Annotated in this window: 18 protein-coding genes; 6 read left to right on the top strand and 12 right to left on the bottom strand. The window is 64.7% G+C overall.

The features are described 5' to 3' along the window. Positions 1-159: 159 nt before the first annotated feature. Entirely contained in the window at positions 160-1227 is a 1068-nt protein-coding gene (locus AAIH46_RS09750) for a glycosyltransferase family 4 protein (RefSeq protein ID WP_430305659.1), read from the top strand. Between the two features lie 19 nt (positions 1228-1246). On the opposite strand, the gene AAIH46_RS09755 is transcribed toward AAIH46_RS09750, so the two are convergent. The 9 genes from AAIH46_RS09755 to AAIH46_RS09795 all read right to left on the bottom strand — a co-directional run bounded on the left by AAIH46_RS09755 (position 1247) and on the right by AAIH46_RS09795 (position 12510). Next, positions 1247-1540, bottom strand: a complete 294-nt coding sequence (locus AAIH46_RS09755) for a type II toxin-antitoxin system RelE/ParE family toxin (protein ID WP_430305660.1) — start codon at positions 1538-1540, stop codon at positions 1247-1249. Then, the gene (locus AAIH46_RS09760) at positions 1537-1764 is read right to left on the bottom strand and encodes a hypothetical protein (protein ID WP_430305661.1); all 228 of its coding nucleotides are present in this window, start codon (positions 1762-1764) and stop codon (positions 1537-1539) included. Before AAIH46_RS09760 ends, AAIH46_RS09755 begins: the two co-directional genes overlap by 4 nt. 78 nt (positions 1765-1842) lie before the next feature. Further along, positions 1843-4533 (bottom strand): pyruvate, phosphate dikinase, encoded by a 2691-nt coding sequence (gene ppdK, locus AAIH46_RS09765; RefSeq protein ID WP_430305662.1) that lies wholly within the window; start codon positions 4531-4533, stop codon positions 1843-1845. Positions 4534-5000: 467 nt separating this feature from the next. Continuing rightward, positions 5001-5426, bottom strand: a complete 426-nt coding sequence (locus AAIH46_RS09770; RefSeq protein WP_430305663.1) for an Ivy family c-type lysozyme inhibitor — start codon at positions 5424-5426, stop codon at positions 5001-5003. 131 nt (positions 5427-5557) lie between these two features. Continuing rightward, positions 5558-9019: an AAA family ATPase gene (locus AAIH46_RS09775; protein ID WP_430305664.1), complete on the bottom strand. Its 3462-nt coding sequence runs from the start codon at positions 9017-9019 to the stop codon at positions 5558-5560. A 108-nt stretch (positions 9020-9127) separates the two neighbouring features. Beyond that, complete coding sequence (locus AAIH46_RS09780; RefSeq protein WP_430305665.1) at positions 9128-9823, bottom strand: DsbA family protein; 696 nt, start codon at positions 9821-9823, stop codon at positions 9128-9130. A 140-nt stretch (positions 9824-9963) separates the two neighbouring features. Continuing rightward, entirely contained in the window at positions 9964-10467 is a 504-nt protein-coding gene (locus tag AAIH46_RS09785) for a DUF721 domain-containing protein (protein WP_430305666.1), read from the bottom strand. 12 nt (positions 10468-10479) lie between these two features. Next, complete coding sequence (locus tag AAIH46_RS09790) at positions 10480-11694, bottom strand: O-antigen ligase family protein (RefSeq protein ID WP_430305667.1); 1215 nt, start codon at positions 11692-11694, stop codon at positions 10480-10482. 66 nt (positions 11695-11760) lie between these two features. Next, positions 11761-12510, bottom strand: coding sequence for a glycosyltransferase family 25 protein (locus AAIH46_RS09795; protein WP_430305668.1), 750 nt, complete (start codon positions 12508-12510; stop codon positions 11761-11763). Positions 12511-12583: 73 nt separating this feature from the next. Between AAIH46_RS09795 and mutY the strand changes: the two genes are divergently transcribed. Both mutY and AAIH46_RS09805 read left to right on the top strand, forming a co-directional pair. Further along, on the top strand, positions 12584-13660 hold the full coding sequence (mutY, locus tag AAIH46_RS09800; RefSeq protein WP_430306533.1) for an A/G-specific adenine glycosylase: 1077 nt from the start codon (positions 12584-12586) through the stop codon (positions 13658-13660). 41 nt (positions 13661-13701) lie between these two features. Beyond that, entirely contained in the window at positions 13702-14316 is a 615-nt protein-coding gene (locus tag AAIH46_RS09805; protein ID WP_430305669.1) for an HAD family hydrolase, read from the top strand. 223 nt (positions 14317-14539) lie between these two features. Here the strand turns inward: AAIH46_RS09805 and AAIH46_RS09810 are convergent, their stop codons facing one another. Then, positions 14540-15670, bottom strand: coding sequence for a site-specific DNA-methyltransferase (locus AAIH46_RS09810; RefSeq protein ID WP_430305670.1), 1131 nt, complete (start codon positions 15668-15670; stop codon positions 14540-14542). Positions 15671-15812: 142 nt separating this feature from the next. Between AAIH46_RS09810 and AAIH46_RS09815 the strand changes: the two genes are divergently transcribed. Both AAIH46_RS09815 and AAIH46_RS09820 read left to right on the top strand, forming a co-directional pair. Continuing rightward, positions 15813-16109, top strand: coding sequence for a nucleotidyltransferase family protein (locus AAIH46_RS09815; protein WP_430305671.1), 297 nt, complete (start codon positions 15813-15815; stop codon positions 16107-16109). Continuing rightward, positions 16109-16459 carry a HepT-like ribonuclease domain-containing protein gene (locus AAIH46_RS09820; protein WP_430305672.1) on the top strand — a complete coding sequence of 117 codons (351 nt, stop codon included), beginning with the start codon at positions 16109-16111 and terminating at the stop codon, positions 16457-16459. Before AAIH46_RS09815 ends, AAIH46_RS09820 begins: the two co-directional genes overlap by 1 nt. On the opposite strand, the gene AAIH46_RS09825 is transcribed toward AAIH46_RS09820, so the two are convergent. Further along, positions 16456-16815 (bottom strand): antibiotic biosynthesis monooxygenase family protein, encoded by a 360-nt coding sequence (locus AAIH46_RS09825; protein WP_430305673.1) that lies wholly within the window; start codon positions 16813-16815, stop codon positions 16456-16458. The genes AAIH46_RS09820 and AAIH46_RS09825 overlap by 4 nt on opposite strands. Then, entirely contained in the window at positions 16812-17159 is a 348-nt protein-coding gene (locus AAIH46_RS09830; RefSeq protein WP_430305674.1) for an NIPSNAP family protein, read from the bottom strand. Before AAIH46_RS09830 ends, AAIH46_RS09825 begins: the two co-directional genes overlap by 4 nt. A gap of 70 nt (positions 17160-17229) precedes the next feature. Here AAIH46_RS09830 and AAIH46_RS09835 point away from each other — a divergent pair, with 70 nt between their 5' ends. Beyond that, positions 17230-17925, top strand: a complete 696-nt coding sequence (locus tag AAIH46_RS09835) for an ArsR/SmtB family transcription factor (RefSeq protein WP_430305675.1) — start codon at positions 17230-17232, stop codon at positions 17923-17925. The last annotated feature ends 23 nt before the right edge of the window (positions 17926-17948 follow it).

Consider the following 17948-nt stretch of genomic DNA (forward strand, 5'->3'; position numbering starts at 1 on the left):
CATCCTTAGCACGCAGCAGCAGATTTGCGCTTGCCATCGCCTGCCTCTTCTATGACATGCTCGCCACCGCGTCACGCCTGCAGATGCAGCAAAACGGACGATCCGGTCAAGCTGGCACCACCGCGTATCCGCACAAGCAAAGTTTGATCAGGACGAGCCGTGCCCGCTCCGCTTTATTATCTGACAAGCCGGGATTATGCCCGCCATACGGGCGGCTATGTCTACAACAGCCGGCTCGTGGAGGCGCTGACACAGCAGACCGGCAGGCTGGAAACGCTGCTGGTCGAAACCGGCTTTCCGAGCGTTCCCGAGGTCGAGCGGCAACATCTGGCCGAGCGGCTGGCGACGGCACCGGCCGGCACGCGGCTGGTGACCGATCACATCCATCTCTGCGACCTCCTGGAGACGATCCGCGACAGCGGCATGCCGGTGGTGGCGATCTTTCACCATGCGCTGGCAATTGAACATGCGGGCGAACATTTGGGCGGGCGGGATGCGGAATGGCGGGACTTGCGCCATCGCGAGGCCGCAGCCCTTGCCCATGCAGCGCTGGTGCTTGCCACATCGCAGGAGAGCCGGCGCTACCTGCAGGCGGAATATCAGGTCGATCCGGACCGCATTCTCGTGCGGGTGCCGGGCAACGCGCCGGCGGTGCGTACACCCGTCGGCAGGCCGGGGCGCGTGCCAAACCTGCTGTCGGTCGGCGCCGTCATCGCCCGCAAGCGTTATGACATCCTGCTGCAGGTGGCTTCCGAGATCCGCGACCTCGACTGGCGCTGGCGGATCGCCGGCGACCCTGACCGCGATCCGGCGCTGTTTGCCGCGCTCGAAAAGAAGGCCGTGGATCTGGGGCTCGGGCACCGGTTGGCGTTTCTGGGGGCCGTTCCGGATGCGGAGCTGGAAACGCTGTGGCGGGACAGCGACCTGCTGCTTGCCGCCTCGGACTACGAAGGCTACGGCATGGCGATCGCCGAGGCGCTGCGCCACGGCGTACCGGTGGTGACGCCGGCCTCCGGCGCGGTGTCCGGCTGGGCGTCCGTGGGCGTGATCGAGGCGCCGGCCGACGATCCGCAGGCGATGGCCGCGCTCGTGCGGCCGCTGCTGGTCGACCGCCCACGGCTTGCGGCACTGGCCGACGACGCCTTCACCTTCGGCCAGACACTGCCAAGCTGGGAGAAGACGTTCGAGGGGATCGGGGCGTGGATAGGTGCACATCTCAAGCCCTGATCGCCGGCACGCCGCGGCATCACGTGCGGCGTGTCATGCTTGACGGATTGCGGGCTGCGTGCCGCACCGCATGGATGATAATGTCCTCTTCCGTGACTTCATAGAAAATCAGATAGGGATACGGAACCGCGGTAAGCCGGCGGATGGTCGGATCCTCGGTGCGCTTGCCGAGGAACGGCTGGTCGCAAAGTTGCTCGATCAGGTATTTGACCCGACGCCGTACCTGACGTGCACCGCTTGGCGAGCGAGGATCGAGATAGCCTGCAATGTCCTTCAGATCGTCAAGTGCGGGCTTCGTGTAGCGAAGTCTCACCGACCGAAGCTCGCCCACGCGGCGCGCACCTCGTCGTCACTTGCAAATTCGCCACGTGCAGCGGCAGCTTTCGATCGCTCGATCGCCAGCCGATCGCCCTGAGACAAAGCGACAGGCTCGGATTCGGCATCCACGATGCGCAGAAGAACCCGCGCAACTTCATCCTGCTGTTCGTCCGGCAGGGCACGAATGCGCTCGATGGCTTGCTTCAACAGGTCTGTCATGCGGACACCATACGCGCATTTGCGAACGAAAGCAGTATCACTCGTGGCAAGTTCGGTGCGCCGCTCAATGAACTGCGATCAGCCGTGCGGCTCACCCTCCCTGCGCCGTTCGTCGATCGCCGCCTGTGCCGCGGCAAGTCGCGCGATCGGCACGCGGTAGGGCGAGCACGAGACGTAGTCGAGGCCGACATCCTCGCAGAAGCGGATCGACGACGGGTCGCCGCCGTGCTCGCCGCAGATGCCGAGCTTCAGGTCAGGCCGGGTCTTGCGGCCACGCTCGGCGGCCAGCCGGATCAACTCGCCGACCCCGTCGAAATCCAGCGACACGAAGGGGTCCTGGACGATGATGCCCTTGCGCTGGTAGGTCGGGATGAAGCTTGCCGCATCGTCGCGCGAGATGCCGAAGGTGGTCTGCGTCAGGTCGTTGGTGCCGAAGGAGAAGAATTCGGCCGTCTCGGCAATCACATGGGCGCGGATGGCGGCGCGCGGCAGCTCGATCATCGTGCCGGCCAGATAGGTGACCGGCAGGCCGGTCTCGGCCGAGACGTCGGCCGCCACCTTGTCGATGCAGGCTTTGACGTAGTCGAGCTCGGTGCGCAGGCCGACCAGCGGCACCATGATTTCGAGCTCGACCGGTGCGCCGGTCTCCTTCGCTGCCGCAGCAGCGGCCTCGAAGATGGCGCGCGCCTGCATCTCGGCGATCTCCGGATAGGAGATGGCCAGCCGGCAGCCGCGATGTCCGAGCATCGGGTTGAACTCGTGCAGTGCCTCGACGCGCCGCGAAAGCTGCGCCGGCTCCATGTCCATGGCCGCCGCCACCTCCTCGATCTCTTCCTGGCTCTTCGGCAGGAACTCGTGTAGCGGCGGGTCGAGCAGGCGGATGGTGACCGGCAGGCCGGACATGATGGTGAACAGCTCGGTGAAATCCGACCGCTGCATCGGCAGCAGCTTGTCCAGAGAACGGCGACGTCCGGCCTCGTCTTCGGCAAGGATCATCTGGCGCATCTCGTGGATGCGGCCGCCCTCGAAGAACATGTGCTCGGTGCGGCAGAGGCCGATGCCTTCCGCCCCGAAGGATCGCGCGGCCAGCGCATCGGCCGGCGTATCGGCATTGGTGCGCACCGCCATCCGCCGCGCCTTGTCGGCCCAACCCATCAGCCGACCGAAATCACCCGACAGCTCCGGCTGGATCATCGGCACCTCGCCGCGCAGCAGGTGGCCGGAGGAACCATCGACGGTGACGATGCTGCCGCGCTTCAGCGTGAAGCCGGGGCCGATCAGCAGCTCGTTGCGCATGTCGACCCTCAGGCCCCCGGCGCCGACGACGCACGGGATGCCCATGCCACGGGCCACCACCGCCGCGTGGCTGGTCATGCCGCCGCGCGTCGTCAGGATGGCTTCGGCGACATGCATGCCGTGGATGTCTTCAGGGCTCGTTTCGATGCGCACAAGAATGACCTTGCGGCCTTCCGCCTCGGCCGCCACCGCATCCTCGGCGGTGAAAACGATCTCGCCGCTCGCCGCGCCGGGCGAGGCCGGCAGCCCGGACCCCAGGATCACCCGCTCGACCCGCGGATCGATGGTCGGGTGCAGCAACTGGTCGAGCGACGGCGGTTCGATCCGGCAGACTGCCTCCTCCTCGGAAATGACGCCCTCATCGACGAGATCGACGGCGATCCTCAGCGCCGCGCGGGTGGTGCGCTTGCCGGACCGGGTCTGCAGCATCCACAGCTTGCCGCGCTCGACGGTGAACTCGACATCCTGCATGTCGCCGTAATGCGCTTCCAGCCTGTTGCAGATCGCCCGGAACTCGCCGAAAGTCGCCGGCATCAGCTTTTCCATAGACGGCTTTTCCGAGCCCGAAGCGATGCGCCCCTCCTCGGTCAAGGATTGCGGCGTGCGTATGCCCGCCACCACATCCTCCCCCTGCGCATTGATCAGGAACTCGCCGTAGAGGCTCTTTTCGCCGGTGGACGGGTTTCGGGTGAAGGCCACTCCGGTGGCCGACGAGGAGCCGAGATTGCCGAACACCATCGCCTGGACATTGACGGCCGTTCCCCAATCGTGCGGGATCTTGTGGAGCGTCCGATAGGTCAGCGCCCGGGCGTTGTTCCAGCTGGAAAAGACGGCGGCGATGGCTCGCCAGAGCTGCACATGCGGATCCTGCGGAAAACTCTCGCCGAGTTCCTCCTCAATCATCTGCTTGTAGAGCCGCACGACATGCTGCAATTCGACCGCCGACAACTCCGTGTCGTAGTCGTGGCCGAGCCGGGCCTTCTCGTCCTCGAGGATTTCCTCGAACATCTCGTGGTCGAGGCCCATGACGACGTCGCCGTACATCTGGACGAAGCGGCGATAACTGTCCCAGGCGAAACGGGCGTCGCCCGCATCATGTCCCAGCGCCTGCACCGTCTCGTCGTTGAGGCCGAGATTGAGCACCGTGTCCATCATGCCGGGCATGGAGGCGCGGGCGCCGGAGCGAACCGACAGCAGCAACGGCGCACCGTTTCCACCACCGAACACACGGCCGGTGAGCGCCTGCATGTGGGAGATGCCATCCAGCACCTGCTGCGTCAGGCCATCCGGCAGGCTGCGGCTGTTGCCGAAATACTGATGGCACGCCTCCGCGGTGATCGTCAGCCCCGGAGGCACCGGCAGGCCGAGTGCGGCCATTTCGGCAAGGTTCGCGCCCTTGCCGCCCAGAAGAGCGATGTCGACCGCCCTGCCCTCCGCATCGCCCCCGCCAAAGCGGTAGACCCATTTCGTCATCGTTCTCCTCCACCCGAGCATGTGCTGCTTCTTGTTTTACAAGCAATAACAGGAGTCGCAGGCGCTTGGAAACCGGCAAGGAGAGGTTGATGCTGCAATGCAGCATTTTTACGACTGTGGGATCCGCGGAAGCTGGGGACATATCGGGTCAAAGCGGTGCGCAACGCGGTTGCGATATCACGGCTTGCTGGGCTTTGCGGGGCCGCAGAGTGCGACCCCGCAAAGTTTCCGGCAGGTACAGGAAACCCGCCGGGGGGTGACGTGTCCGGGCGATTTTTGCCAGCGCCGGGCCCGATTGCCGCCTGCGTAGCACACCGCATTTCGGTACGGTAGCAGTCATATGACGTAGGCGAAAAGTCACAGCCTGTGCGCGAAGTCGCAGGCCCGTCGCGATCCTCCGCCGATGATCCCGACGGCACGCGCCATGTGCTCAACCAGCGGCGATGCTAAAAGTTTCAGGGACTTGCCTAGATACCGTCCCGCTTCAGGGCCGCCAGGGCTTCGGCCGAAGGGCTGCCGAGAACCACCTCGCCGAGCTTCTCGTCGACGATCCGCATGCCGGCGATCGCGCCGCCTTCTGAAAACAGGATGCGCAGATGGTTTTGCGGACATCGTCGGGCGAGACAGGCTCCGAACAACTCCATCGGCTTGCCGTCGATATTGACCGCCATCGAGCCGCCGGAGACGTAGCGTGGCACGGAGACCATGTTGCGCACCCAGGAGGGAAGCGTGCGCGTGCCGCGCAGCAGGCTGCGGAGGTTCTTCTCATGCACCGGCGAGGTGGCGACAACATCGTGCAGATAGCGTCCGGAGGCTGCCTGTTCGGCCAAGGCCGGGACCGCAGCCAACCAGACGGCGAACAGCGGCAGAGCGAGTGTTACAGATTTCGGCATGGCCGACCTCCTGCAGGGTCTGACATATTAGCCGCCATTTCGCTTTTCGCCGACAATCGGATGCAGGAGCCTCACGGATCAACGGCGTCGGTCGCATCACGTGCTGCTGACCAACTACCGTCAGCGAATGGCTAGCTGGCCTCGCGCAGCAGTTCGGCAGTCTGCAGATCCACCGAGACCAGCTGGCTGACGCCCTGCTCCGCCATCGTGACGCCGAACAAACGGTTCATCCGCGCCATGGTGATCGGGTTATGGGTGATGATGACAAAGCGTGTCTCGGTTGAGGCGGCCATCTCGTCCATGAGGTTGCAGTAGCGCTCGACATTGTGGTCGTCGAGCGGCGCGTCCACCTCATCGAGCACGCAGATCGGCGCCGGATTGGTGAGGAAGACGGCAAAGATCAGCGCCATCGCCGTCAGCGCCTGCTCGCCGCCCGACAACAGCGTCATGGTCTGCGGCTTCTTGCCCGGCGGCCGGGCAAGGATTTCGAGGCCGGCTTCCAGCGGATCATCGCTTTCGATCAGCTGCAGCTCTGCGGTGCCGCCGTTGAAAAGGTGGGTGAACAGTCGCTGGAACTGGGTGTTGACGACGTCGAAGGCGGCGATCAGCCGCTCGCGACCCTCGCGGTTGAGGCTCTGAATGGCGGAGCGCAGCTTGCGGATGGCGTCGACGATGTCGTCGCGCTCCTTGATGAGGGCGGCGAGCTTGTCGGAGAGCTCCTTCTGCTCCTCGTCGGCGCGCAGGTTGACGGCGCCAAGCCTCTCGCGCTCGATCTTCAACCGGTCGAGTTCGCGCTCGACCTGCGTCGTGTCCGGCAGATCGGCGCCGGGAGCGATACCGGCATGGCGCAGAACCTCGTGCGGCTCGACGGACAGTGCCTGGCGTATCGCGGTCTCAGCATCATGGCGACGCTCGGCGTTCGACACCAGCCGCTCTTCGGCCCGGCCGCGCTTCTCACGCACGTCGGCGAGTTCGGCAAGCGCGGTCGCGGCAAGCTTGTCGGCATCGCGCTGACGGGTCTCGGCTTCCGCCAGGCGGTCCCCGGCCGCTCGCCTGGCATCCTCGGCCTTCTGCAACTCGCCGAGCAGGGCGCGGCGCTTGTCGTCGAATTCCTCCGGCGCGAGATCGAGCTCGGCGACTTCCTCGCGCGCCTCCTCCTCGCGTTCGCGCAGGGTGGCGATGTGGCTATCGGCGCTGGCGGCGCGGCTGGTCCAGGTGCCACGTTCCTGGGCAATGGCAGACAGCCTGCGGCGGCGCGCATCGGTCTCGCGTGCCAGCCCCTCGTGGCGGGCGCGGGCCTCCGCAAGCTCCGCCCGGTCGACGGCCACGGCCATTTGCTGCTCGGCAAGCCGGCGATCGATGTCGGAAAGGTCTGCTGCATCCTCCAGCTCGGCGCGGGCGTCTTCCTCCTGCACCACGAGGTCCTCGATCTGGCTGCGGATCTGGTCGAGCGCGGTTTCGAGAACCGCCCGGCGGCGCATGGCATCGCCGGCGGCCCGCTCGGCCTGCGCCAGTGCGTCTCGGGCGTCCGCCAGAACGCGGGCGAGACCGCGGGCACGCTCCCTGGCATCGGCAAGGCTCGCCTCGTCGGTGCGGATCGCCGCGGTTGCCGCAGACAGCAGAGTTTCTGCCTCCGACAGGCCAATGCGCGCCTCGTCAACCTCGGCCTCAAGTTCGGATAGCCGGTTCTTCTGCGCGAGACGAAGGGCGGCAGCACTGGGCGCTTCCGAACCCGCCACGTGGCCATCCCAGCGGTACACGGCGCCGTCTCGGGTCACCAGCCGCTGGCCGGGCTTCAGGTGCGGCATCAGCCGGTCGGCATCAGCCGCATCGACGAGACCGATCTGGTTCAGCCGGCGCATCAGGGCAGCCGGTGCCGCGACATGGGCAGAGAGTGCCGCAACACCCTGCGGCAAGGCGGGATCGTTGGAGCCATCTCCATTGCCACGCCAATGGGCCGGCGCCTCGGGATCCAGCGGGCTGTCGAGATCGTCGCCCAACGCTGCGCCGAGCGCCGTCTCGTAGCCGCGATCGACGCGGATCAGTTCGGCCACGGGCGAGAAGTCGGCACCTGTCGCGCCGGCGGCGAGCATCCGGCGGATGGTCTTTTCCTCGGTCTCCAGCGCCTGAAGGTTCGCCCGCGCTGCTTCGAGCGGACGGCGCGCCTCAAGCTCCTGCTGGCGCGACCGGGCAAGCTGGCCCTCTACCGTCTCGATCGCGAGAACACCATCCTCGACGGCGATCTCGGCAGCCTCGACCGCTTCGCGTCGCTCCTCCGGGTCGGCGAGGCCCGCCAACTGCTCGGCAAGCGCATCGGCCTCGGCACTGGTTTCCGACAGCTGCCGGTCGAGCCGCAGGCGGCGGTCGGCAATGTCGCGGATCGAGCGCTCCAGCTGCGAACGGGTCGCGGCGGCCTCCGCCCGTTCGGCAGTCACCGCCGCAAAAAGCCGTTCGGTCTCGGAGAGCTTGACCGCCGCCTCGTCGAAGCGTGCCTTGATTTCCTCCGCCTCGTCGCCCGACTGCTCCAGCAGTTCGCGAAGCTCTTCCTCCTCGGCATCCAGCCGGGCGATCGCCTGGGCGTTATCCGCCACGAGCTGTTCCTCGCGCCTGATATCCTCGCCCAGTTGCGCCAGCCGGCGGGTCAGGTCGTCGCGGCGTCGCATGAGCCGGCCGGCCTCTTCCTCCAGCTGGCCTCGGGCGATCTGCAGGCGCTGCAGGGCGGCACCGGCGGCGGCTTCCGCCTCGCGCAATTCCGGCAGCTTGAGGCTGGCGATGGCTTGCGCCTTGGCCGCCTCCATCTGCGCCTGCGCCTTCTCGGCCACGACCGAGGTGATCTGGTTGAGCGCCGCCGTCGCCTCGTCTTCGCCGGCGCGCGCCAGCACCCAGCGGATATGCAGGAGCATCGCCTCACGCTGGCGGATATCGGCCGACAGCATCTTGAAGCGGTTCGCCTGGCGGGCCTGGCGCTTGAGGCTCTCGATCTGGCTCTCCAGCTGGGACGTGACATCCTCCAGCCGTTCGAGATTGGTCTCGGCGGCGCGCAGCCTGAGCTCGGCCTCGTGGCGCCGCGAATGAAGGCCGGAAATGCCGGCGGCTTCTTCCAGCAGTTGCCGGCGCGCCTGGGGCTTTGCCTGGATCAGTTCGCCGATGCGGCCCTGGCCGACCATCGATGGCGAGCGAGCCCCGGTCGAGGCGTCGGCAAACAGTAGTTGGACGTCCTTGGCGCGCGATTCCTTGCCGTTGATACGGTAGACCGACCCCTGCTCGCGCTCGATGCGGCGCGACACCTGGATCTCGTCGCTGTCGTTGAAGCTTGCCGGCGCAGTGCGGTCGGAGTTGTCGAGGAAAAGCGCCACTTCGGCGGAGTTTCGAGCCGGCCGGTTTCCAGAGCCGGAGAAGATCACGTCGTCCATGCCGGAGGCGCGCATGTTCTTGTAGGAATTCTCGCCCATCACCCAGCGCAGGGCTTCGACGAGGTTCGACTTGCCGCAGCCGTTCGGCCCGACGACGCCGGTCAGCCCGGGTTCGATGATGAACTCGGCCGGTTCGACGAAAGATTTGAAACCGATGAGGCGAAGCTTGTTGAACTTCATCGCCGGTTGCCCCTCAAGGCGCGGCACCGCATGCCGGCGTCGGCATTCCGGTCAGCAAAAACGGGCGCACGACTTTCGCCGGCGCCCGCTTCGAAGGCAGGTGTCGGATCAGAGCAGGCTGTCGATGAGCGCCGACATGGATTCAACCGACATGTCTCCAGAGTAGCGGTTGCCGTTGATCAGGAAGGTCGGCGTGGAATTCACTCCGAATTCGTCCGCTCCCCGCTTCATCGTGGCATTCACATCATCGAGAAGCTTCTGGTTCGTCAAGCAGGCGTTGAAGCTCTCCTGTGTAAAACCGGCGAGTTTCGTCGACTGAAGCAGGGCTTCGCGGACATTGCCGTCGGCGGGAGCCGCCCAGGCGCGCTGCTGCTTGAACAGCATCGAGACCATGGCGAAGTACTGCGTCGGCTGCGTGCGCTCGTCCGGCTTGGACGGATTGCAGCGGGCCAGCATGAAGGCAGCCGTTGCGACCGGGTCGAACGGGAACTCGCGCAGGATGAAGCGCGCCTTGCCGGTGTCGACGTATTTTTCCTTGATCGGATCGAAGGTGGTGGCGTGGAAATGGGCGCAGTGCGGGCAGGTCATCGACATGTATTCGACGATGGTGACCGGCGCCTTCTCGTCGCCGAGCACCATTTCCGGCAGCGGACCGGCTTCCAGGACCTTCTGCATGTCGACCTTGCCCGCCGCTTCCGGCAGCTCAGCCGCTGCGGCCTGGCCGGCCAGTGCCATGGCGGGAACGGATACAGCGGCGGCGCCAAGAAGGTGACGCCTGGAGATTGTCAACGAGCTGATCGGCATTAGGACACCCATGTTCAAAAAAAGCGCAAAAACGGTTCGAACTTCCGTAGCCTGCGCATGTGGCCGCGACAAGCGGAACGAAGGTTGGTTCTCTCAAACAATCGTGACAAAGTTGCGGGGAAACGACTGCCGCCGTCCGTCTACGGTCGGCGCCGGCCCGGCGGCTGCATGACGGCCGTCCCCAGCCGCTCGACCGCACGGCGCAGCGCCTCGTTCTCGATGCCCTCCATCATGCCGTTCAGCTTGCGCGCGGCATCGCCCTTCAGCGGCTGCGGCGGGCGGCGCACCCGGGTTCCGGTCGATACCGGCTTCTGGACGATGCGGATCTGGCGGATGGCCGGAAAGCCGAAGAAGCCGTTGATGCGCTCGATCAGTTCCCCCTGCGCGTGGCTGAGGAACAGAGCACGCGCGCCCTCGCAGGCAATCGTCAGGACGCCCGCCTGGTGACCGGAGGAATGCTCGCTGCCATCGTGGCGCGGCCAGGCGATCTTTTCCGGCCGCGTCGTGTCGGCGAAGTCGGCTCCGGCGATCTCGTCCCAGGAGCCCAGCAGGGCCGTCGAAATGCCTGCCCGCCGGGCCAGCATCGGATCCATGATGCCGTTGGCGATTTCCGCGATCTGCCGTGGGATCGGTCGTCTGGCCATGCGCTCTTCCTGTCAGATCTGCCGTCGAGCCGGTGTCAAGAACTGCCAACGGCGAAACTGTGCCATGTAGGCACCGACGAACAGCATGATCGTCGACATGCAAAGCTCATGATACAGCGGATCGTGCAGCATGCCAAAGATACCGACGGAACAGAAGAAGTAGATCGCGGCTCGCCTCATGCTTTCCTCCGGCGCACGGCGCAGGACCGTGAGGAGAAAAGCGGCGACGATGGAGGCGAGCAGCACAAGACCGACGACGCCGTTGGCCAGCAGTTCCTGCAGGACGAAATTGTGGACGTGCTTGAAACCGGCGATCATCTCGGCGTTCGGTCCGGCGGCAACTTTCATGTGGGGAAACATGTCCATGATACCGACGCCAGAGAGCGGATGCTCGCGGATCACCTGTGCCGCCGCCTTCCACATGGTCAGCCGGATGTCGCCCGATTCCATGCCATCGTCGGATTTTCCGGCTACGTAATGTTCGTAGACCGTGACGAAGCGGCCGGCGATCATGTTCTGAACCGGCGGCGCGAGCAGCATCAGGCCCGCCGCCAGAAGCACGGCCGCATAGCTTCGGTTGCGGATCCTCGGCCGCCACCGGAGGCTCCAGAAGAAGAATTCGGCGAGAAACAGGATGGGCACCACGATCAGCACCGCCCGCGTTTCCGTGAGGAAGATCGGGAAGCTGGCAAGGGCAATGTACTGCAGTCCGTTCGGTACGCACTTCGGCGGGTTGCTCAGCCTGATGGTCGCCGTGATCGAGCCGAGCAGGATCAGCAGAGCCACGATTGCCGCGTTGCCGCCGCCATTCCAGCGCTCCAGCGCGTCGCCGAAGGAGATGAACATCACCAGGGCGAGCACGAAGGCCGCATAGACACCCACCCGCGCTCCGAGAACGAAGGTCCGCAATGGCCGGCGCACCAGACAGAGACCCGGCGCAATGAAGGTCAATCCGAGCAGCAGCACCATGAAACCGAGCTGCCGGTTGCCAGCCTCAAGCTCCCCACGCCCGCCGATCAGCATCAGCGACCAGAGGCAGTAGACGACGATGAAGCCGTAAGGCGAGCGCAGGTGCTCGACCAGGCGACGGCCGCGTGACAGGGCGACGTAGATCCCGGAGAGACCAAACATTCCGGCGAGAACAACGGGGATCGGGATGTAGAGTGGAAAGGCGGCGGATGCGGCACCAAAAACCGTCGGATCGATCCGGCGGCGGGCCAGAAGCATTTTTTTTATCGTCACCATTTCCTGCCTGATTTCATGTCGTCGTCTCTGGATGCTACGCCTGCCTTCTTAAGCAAGGCTTCCAAAGACGGTATACTTGGCGCGATTGAAGACTTCGGCAATCCTGAACAGATGCGTCGGCATCTTCTTCCAGCCCCGCAGTTTTGTCTCACGATAATCGGCGCGGCTGGCAATCAGGGTCTCGCTGCGCAGGTCGCCGAAATCGATCAGGTTGATGTCGGTGGTCAAGACCGGCACGCCGTGATCCCAGGACCGCTCAAGCGCGCTGTCGAGCGGCAGGGACTGGCGCGCCATGCCGACCAGAAGACCTTGCGCCGCCTTGCGCGTCAGCACGTAGCAGGCGGACGAGCCCTGCGGCCCGAGGCGCGAGTATCCGATCCGGTCGCCGATTGCGCTCGTGAAGCAATGGCGAAAGGCAACGGTGCGGTGGTTGACCAGCTTCACCACGCAATTGTCCGGCACGGCATCGACGATGGCCTGCGAGCGCTGCATCAGGTCCGCGGTCAGGGCGACGTCGTCCTCGATGACCAGCGCTGCCGGCTCGCCGCTGTCGACCAGTTGCTGGTACGCGCGCAGATGGCTCTGGTAGCAGCCATATTCTCCGGCCATGATCGGCCGGCCGTTGCGGCGACGGAACAGATCAAAGTCGACATTTTGCCAGTCTGGCTGAGGTACGAGGCTTCCATCGACGCCCTCGACCCGCTGCAGGGCGATGCCGAGGCGCTCCGCCTGCTGACGGATGAGCGCGCGCCTTGCCGCGGCACGCTCGATATTGATGAGGAGGACCGGCAATTCCATGTCTGTGGCCATTGGCTTCAACGTCACCGCACTCTATCACTTGGGCCGAAACTCGACCGATTGCACCCATCTCATGCATGAACTTCCAGAACCGCGCCTCGCCGAGGCTCTGCTCGCCTGGTACGACCGGCACCACCGGGAGCTGCCCTGGCGGGTGTCGCCGCGCGACCACCGCAACGGTCGGCGAGCCAATCCTTACCATGTCTGGCTTTCCGAGGTGATGCTCCAACAGACAACCGTGCAGGCGGTCAAGCCCTATTTCCAGAAATTCCTCGCCGCATGGCCTACCGTCAGCGATCTTGCAGCGGCTCCGGTGGACGATGTCATGGCCGCCTGGGCGGGGCTCGGCTACTATGCTCGGGCGCGAAACCTGAAGAAATGCGCCGAAGCCGTCGCCTCCCATCACGGCGGCATCTTCCCCAATACCGAAGAGGGTCTGCGCGCGCTTCCCGGAATCGGCGATTACACCTCGGCCGCTGTCGCCGCCATCGCCTTCGACCGCCCGGCAGCGGTGATGGACGGCAATGTCGAGCGGGTCATCTCGCGCGTCTATGCGATCGCCGATCCCCTGCCCGGCTCGAAGCCGGCGATGAAGGCGAGAGTGAAGGCGCTGACACCGACGGAAAGACCGGGCGACTTTGCGCAAGGGATGATGGACCTCGGCGCGACGATCTGCACGCCGCGGCGGCCGGCCTGCGCACTCTGTCCGTTGCGCGACGACTGTCTGGCCTTCCTGCACGACGACCCGGAGCGATTTCCGGTGAAGGCGGCGAAGAAGGAAAAGCCGATCCGCCAGGGTGCAGCCTTCGTCGCTGTGTCCGACGAAGGCCGTCTGCTGTTGCGGCGGCGCATCGACAGCGGGCTGCTGGGCGGCATGACCGAGATCCCCACGACGGCCTGGACCGCGCGTCTCGACGGCGGCACGACGGTCGAGGATGCCCCCTTCGCGGCCGACTGGCAGGCCTGCGGCGTGGTCACCCACGTGTTCACCCATTTCGAGCTCAGGCTCAGCGTCTACCGGGCGAAGGTGGCGCATGAGCCGAGCGCCGGCGGATGGTGGGAACCGGTTGCCAATCTCGCGGCGCAGGCCTTGCCGACAGTGATGAAAAAGGCGATCACCCAGGCCATCCCTCTCGCTTTCGCGCCCTAGCCAGTCGCCCGCCATCGCTGCCGTGCATCAAGGAGTTTTTCATGACTGCCCCGATCGAGCATATCGTCTTCGACATCGGCAAGGTTCTGATCCACTACGATCCGAACATACCCTACAGCCGGATTATTCCCGACGAGGAGGAACGCCGCTGGTTCTTCCTCAACGTCTGCACCCACGACTGGAACATCGAGCAGGATCGCGGCCGTGAATGGGCGGTGGCGGAGGAGGAACTGGTCGCCAAGTACCCGGATCAGGCGGAGCGGATCCGCGCCTTCCGCAAGCACTGGCACGAGATGGTGCCGCATGCCTACCACGACAGCGTGGCGATCATGGAAAAGCTGATCGCCGACGGCCATGATGTGACGATGCTGACGAATTTCGCCGCCGATACCTTTCGCCATGCGCGCGCGCTTTTCCCGTTCCTCGACAAGCCCCGTGGCGTGACGGTCTCGGGCGAGATCTTCATGATCAAGCCGGACGTCGAGATCTACGAACTGCATGCCGGCGATTTCGGGCTGGACCCGTCGAAGACGCTGTTCATCGACGATTCCGCGCCCAATGTCGACGGTGCCAGGACAGCCGGCTGGCAGGCCGTGCAGTTCATCGACGCGGCCACGCTGAAGGCCGACCTTGCCGGTTTCGGCATCGCGGTCTGATCTGCGGCGGTTCCGATACGAATGCACCCGGCCTGTTGCCAGACCGGGTGTCTATTCTTCTCCGCGACTGGAGTCCAAGCCGGAGAGGATATGCCTCATCGGGCGGCGGCGGCGGTGGATCAAACGTCTCCGGGCGATGAGCAGGCGACAGAAGAGGCCTAGAAGTGGGCGAAAATGGGTCGCCCGCTCCGCCGGCGGTCTTTCATGGGCCTTGGCTGCCTGATCAGTCGAGCTTGGCCATGCCGCTGCGAATGACGGTGCGCAGGGCATCAATCGGCTTCAACTGCCCGTCTTCCTCGTAGTGCCAGTAGGTCCAGCCGTTGCAGGTATCGAAACCCTGCACCTTTGCACCCAGGCGGTGGATCGATCCGGATTCGCCGCCGGACACGAGCGTCCCGTCGGCGCGGATGATGGCGCTGACGCGGCGCTTGACGTCGGTGAGGACCTGGCCGGGTTTGACCAGTCCGCTTTCGACGAGCGTGTTGAAGGCGACGCGCGGCTCGGACTTCTTGCCGGTCATCACCGTCAGCTCGACCTTGCCGAGCGGCTCGACATCGGCAATGCGGGCAGACGCCGCGTCGATGTAATCCTGCTCGCGCTCGATGCCGACAAAGTTGCGGCCGAGGCGCTTGGCGACGGCGCCGGTGGTGCCCGAACCGAAGAACGGATCGAGGATGATGTCGCCGGGCTTCGTCGAAGCCAGGATGATGCGGGCGAGCAATGCTTCCGGCTTCTGCGTCGGATGCACCTTCTTGCCGTCGTCTCCCTTCAGGCGCTCGCCACCCGAGCAGATCGGAAACAGCCAGTCGGAGCGCATCTGCACGTCGTCGTTGGAGGCCTTCAGCGCATCGTAGTTGAAGGTGTAGGACTTTGCCTTTGCGTCGCGGCTTGCCCAGATCAGCGTCTCGTGGGCGTTCTGGAACCGGCGGCCCTTGAAGTTCGGCATCGGGTTGGTCTTGCGCCAGACCACGTCGTTGAGCAGCCAGAAGCGCAGATCCTGCAGCATCGAGCCGACGCGGAAGATGTTGTGGTAGGAACCGATCACCCAGATCGTGCCGTTCGGCTTCAGCACACGGCGGCAGGCAAGAAGCCAGGCGCGGGTGAAGGCATCATAGGCCTGGAAGCTTTCGAACTGGTCCCAGTCGTCATTGACGGCATCGACCACCGACTGGTCCGGCCGGTGCAGCGTGCCGCCAAGCTGCAGATTGTACGGTGGATCGGCGAAGATCACGTCGACCGACTGGTCGGGAAGCGCGTCGAGGGCGGCAACGCAGTCGCCCTTGATGATGGTGTTGATCCAGGAATTGGGACGGACCTGAGACTTGAGGTCCACAAGCGGAAGAACGGATGCCATCTGATACTCGCTGAACACTTACTCGGTACATTTACTGACTGTTATGGTTACCCAGTTTGGTTACCAAACCCTGAAGCAGCCGCAGAAAATGCGCGAAATAATGCAGATGGAAAGAACAGCCGGTTCGCAGTAGATTAACGGCATGAGGAAAAGCGACGCCATACGGGTTCTGAGTGAGAGGGCTGACGCCATCCGGGCGCTCGGCGCAACCTCGCTCTACCTGTTCGGCTCGGTCGCCCGCGACGAGGCGCGCGAAACCAGCGATCTCGACCTGTTCATCGATTACGATCCCGACAAAAAGTTCTCACTTGTCGATCTGGTCGGCATCAAAATCTTCCTTGAGGACGAGCTGTCGCTCGACGTCGACATCACGACCCGCGATAGCCTGCATCCCAGGTTGAAGGAGCGCATCGAAACATCGGCTGTCAGGGTATTTTGATGACGCGGGACAGCGTCATCGTCATTGACGAAATGCTGTCTATGATCGACTTCATCGAGATTTCGATGAGCGACAAAACGCAGTCTGACTTCCAGCAAGACATGATGCTGCGCCTGGCAGTTGAACGGGCAATCGAGATTGTATCGGAGGCATCCAGACATCTTCCGACGGACCTTCTTGCACGGGAGCGAGAGATCCCCTGGAACAGCATCCGAGGGATGGGTAATGTTCTCCGTCACGAGTACCATCGGGTTGCTTCCGAGGTCATATTGGATGTCATTACCGGTGACCTCCCGCCGCTGAAGGCAGCGTTGCTGCGCTTGAACAAAGACGGTCAAACGGCTGACTAGACCGTTCCCACCTCCTCCACCGCCTCTCGGCTGTCGGCCGGCGCCTCGTCTCGCTCCGTCATGCCGTAGTCGCGCAACACCTGGCAGACGCGCAGCCGGTAGTCGGCAAACACCTCTCCCCTTCCCGCCTTCTGTGCCGCGCGATGTGACTCGGTGTTGCGCCAAGCCTTCACCGCCTGCTCGTCGCGCCAGAACGACAGAGACAGGATCTTGCCGCGCGTCGTGAGGCTTTCGAAGCGCTCGATGGAGACGAAGCCGTCGACGGTCTCCAGCTCGGCGCGCAACGATCCGGCGAGATCGATGTAGCGATGACGTTCGCCGAGATAGGGCACGACTTCGAAGATGACGGCGATCATGGCGCAACCTTTCCCGCGAGTGGAAGCAGGGCGCCATGCGGCAGCGAGACGTTGCGTAGAAAGATCCGGTCTTCCTCAAGAATGAACCGTTCGCGTCTGGCGAATTCGTAGTTCTGCTGCCCGAGCGGGTCGTCGGCGAGCCGCGCCCTGTAGCTCTCATAGGCTGCGAGGCTGTCGATCGAATAGACGCCGTAGGCCGTCGTCGCCGATCCCTCATGCGGCGCGAAGTAGCCGATGAGGTCGGCGCCGCAGCGGGGGATTGCTTGCCCCCAGGCTCTGGCATAGTCGGCAAACTGGTCGCGCTTGAACGGATCGATCTTGTAGCGGATGAAGCAGGTGATCATGGTCTTTCTCCTTGTCGCCAGGCAACTATCGCCCGTTGCGCGACGGAGATGCTTCGGTTAACATCGAACTATGAAAGAAGGACCGGACATCGCCCGCATCGGAATGCTGATCGGCGACCCCGCGCGGGCCAATATGCTGACGGCGTTGATGGCCGGCCAGGCGCTGACGGCGAGCGAACTGGCGCAGGCCGCAGGCGTGGCCTTGCCGACGGCCAGCGCGCATCTGGGAAAGCTGGAGGACGGCGGGCTCATCACGCAGCGCAAGCAGGGAAGGCACCGCTATTTCGCCCTCTCGGCAGATACGGCGTCGCTTCTCGAGAGCATCATGGGGTTTGCCGCGAAACGCGGGCATCTGCGCCACCGGCCGGGCCCGAAGGATCCAGCGCTGCGCCAGGCGCGCATCTGCTACGATCACCTGGCCGGCGACCTTGGGGTGCGCATGCTGGACAGCCTCGTTGAGCATGGTTCCATCGTGGCCGAAGGAGAGATGCTGGACCTCACCGCGCACGGGCAGCAATATGTCTGCGACATGGGCATCGACCTTGACGCCCTGCGATCGCCGCGACGACCGTTGTGCAAGTCCTGCCTCGACTGGAGCGAGCGCCGCTCGCACCTTGCCGGTACGCTTGGCAAGGCGCTTCTCGGCCATGTTCTGGCCGAAGGTTGGGCCAGGCGGGACGCCGACAGCCGGGCGATCCGCTTCAACCGAACCGGGCTCGGGAAATTTCATGCGCTCTTTCCGGTCAGCGAGGCCGACGCTGCGTGATTGGCAAGGGCATCGTCCTCGTG

It is taken from the genome of Rhizobium sp. 0TCS1.26, assembly GCF_050455525.1.
Taxonomy (GTDB): domain Bacteria; phylum Pseudomonadota; class Alphaproteobacteria; order Rhizobiales; family Rhizobiaceae; genus Neorhizobium.